A 2,239-nucleotide genomic window follows, 5' to 3' on the forward strand; every position below is an offset into this window, starting at 1 on the left:
AAAAAAGCGAGATCGCCGCAAGGAGGCAGGCACTCCCGAAAACGGGATCACAGGTGTCTGATGTTTCCTAATCTTGATGCCCCGGTACAAAGCCTCTTCACCGGTACTCAGATCAGCGGTCAATCTCGCTAATAAAATATAAAATCAATCTTTTTTGGGTCCTTATCCAAAAAATCAGCCCCGATTTGGTTTCGGCTCAATATCGGTTAACTCCGAAATTTTCACCGGACGTTTTTCTTCGATGCTTTTGCGGGCGGCCACTCCAATCAAAACTGACATAGCGCCATCGCGTGTTCCGGCCGAATGCTTGTAGGGATCGGCCATGCTGGGATCTTTGAAAATCTTATCCTGCAAGCGCACGTCACCTCCGCCGTGACCACCGCGAATCCGCGGTACTTTCACCAATTCGTAATCCGGGTTCCAATTTTTCATGACAATGATTTCATCATAAGCCGAGTCGTTTTCTTCGGCATTCTGATTCATTTCACGGGCATGCAATTCAGCCTGGCTTACGCGCTCTTTTTCACGCCATGGAATACCTTCCCACGAATCAATCCGTCCATCCATACCGTTAAAAGCAATTTTAAAGCCTTCGTAGGGCGAATAGGTCGTCAGCGAATAGCTTACCTGCACATCATTGGCATACTTTATCTGAACGGCCATTTTATCGTAAATGTCAATATCATGACGCCATAGGCAATTGTCGCGAATATAGCCATCGTATTTTTCATTCTTCACGTACAAGTCAACCGATCGTTGATCTTTCATGATGTCCCAGTAAAACTTGCACTTGTCGGTATAAGCACACGAACGGCAGTTGGCTCCGCGAAACGCATTGTTGCTCCCGTAATGTTCCAGCTCACCATAAGCGGTCACTTCCACCGGGTCTGAATCAATCCACCAGTTCAGCAAATCAAAATGGTGCGTTGCCTTGTGAACCAGCAAAGTACCGCCCTTATCGCGCTCTCCATGCCAGCGACGGAAATACGAAGCACCGTGGTAGGTATTGAGGTACCAGTGAAAATCAACCGAGGTGATTTTTCCAACTTCGCGGTCAACAAGTAATTCCTTGAGTTTTGAAAATTGAAGTCCATAGCGGTAGTTGAAACCTACAATCACTTTGTGCCCAGTCTTCCTTTCGGCGTCCAAAATCGATTGACATTTCACTTCATCAGTCGTCATTGGTTTCTCGGTGATTACATCGCAACCCATCTCCAAAGCTTTGATAATAAACTCGTGATGATTCGAATCCATCGTGGTCACGATGACAACATCAGGTTTGGTTTGGTTGACCATCTCCGTAAAATCGGTGAAGACAGGACAGCTCACCCCCATGAAATTTAAGGCAAACTGCAGGCGTCCGGGATTGAGATCGCACAAACCAACAAATTCGGTTTCTTTGGAGTAATTGTCAACGATATTCTTGCCCCAAAAGCTTGTACCACGGATTCCGGTTCCGACCAAAGCCAATTTGGTCTTGGCAGCGGCGGGTTTAGCAACAGATTGAATGGGATTGGCCAAAAGAGCACCGGCAGTTAAGGTTCCGGCAGCGCCCAAAAAACGGCGTCGATTTAAGTTTTTAGATTCTTTCATTTTATGATATAATTAGAATTAATAAATATGTTTTTAACAAATTCTGGAAACCTAACAATATCCTTAGGATCAAACAACGTCAGGCAACAAATACGGGGCCCGGTACTCGCGGCTAAGCATGTCATTCGCTTCGCTCTCGCCTTCGCCTTTAAAGCGTTCTGCAACGGGGTCAAACTCAAGTTGACGTCCCAAACGATATGAAACGTTGCCTAAGTGCGCCAACGACGACGACAAATGCCCCGTCTGAACAGGGCCATTCTGAATACTCATATCGCGGGCACGGATCGCATCAAACCAGTTTTGAAAGTGGAGAGTCAATTCTCCCTTCTTTGATCGGCTCGGACCTTTTTCACGGTTTTGACCCAAATAGGTTTCGTAAGTTCCATACCCTTTTATGACCATGTAACCTTTGTCGCCGTAAAAAATATTTCCGACTCCTGCCCCATCTTCCAGGTTGGTGCACCAGTTGCGTACCTCGAATTGAATGATTTTCTTTTCCTTCGGATAATGATAAACCGAGGTTTGTATTTCGGGTACTTCTTTACAATCGTCCCATAGAAATTTTCCGCCCATTGAGGTGATCCTTTCCGGCAAACGATTAACACCTAATCCCCACATACACAAGTCAGTTTGATGAATTCCCTGG

1 protein-coding gene and 1 pseudogene are annotated in these 2,239 nt (G+C 45.9%); both read right to left on the reverse strand.

Going from position 1 to position 2,239, the window contains the following annotated elements; all coding sequences use genetic code 11:
• Window positions 1-174 precede the first annotated feature (174 nt).
• Window positions 175-1,593 carry a Gfo/Idh/MocA family oxidoreductase gene (locus tag AAC033_RS19035; RefSeq protein ID WP_339741154.1) on the reverse strand — a complete coding sequence of 473 codons (1,419 nt, stop codon included), beginning with the start codon at window positions 1,591-1,593 and terminating at the stop codon, window positions 175-177.
• A 69-nt stretch (window positions 1,594-1,662) separates the two neighbouring features.
• A pseudogene (locus AAC033_RS19040) lies at window positions 1,663-2,239 on the reverse strand (hypothetical protein); the annotation flags it as partial.

This window comes from uncultured Sunxiuqinia sp., from assembly GCF_963974515.1.
GTDB lineage: Bacteria > Bacteroidota > Bacteroidia > Bacteroidales > Prolixibacteraceae > Sunxiuqinia.

Coding starts and splice junctions, on each gene's coding strand:
- AAC033_RS19035 (WP_339741154.1), bottom strand. CDS start 1,593: ATGAAAGAATCTAAAAACTTAAATCGACGCCGTTTTTTGGGCGCTGCC.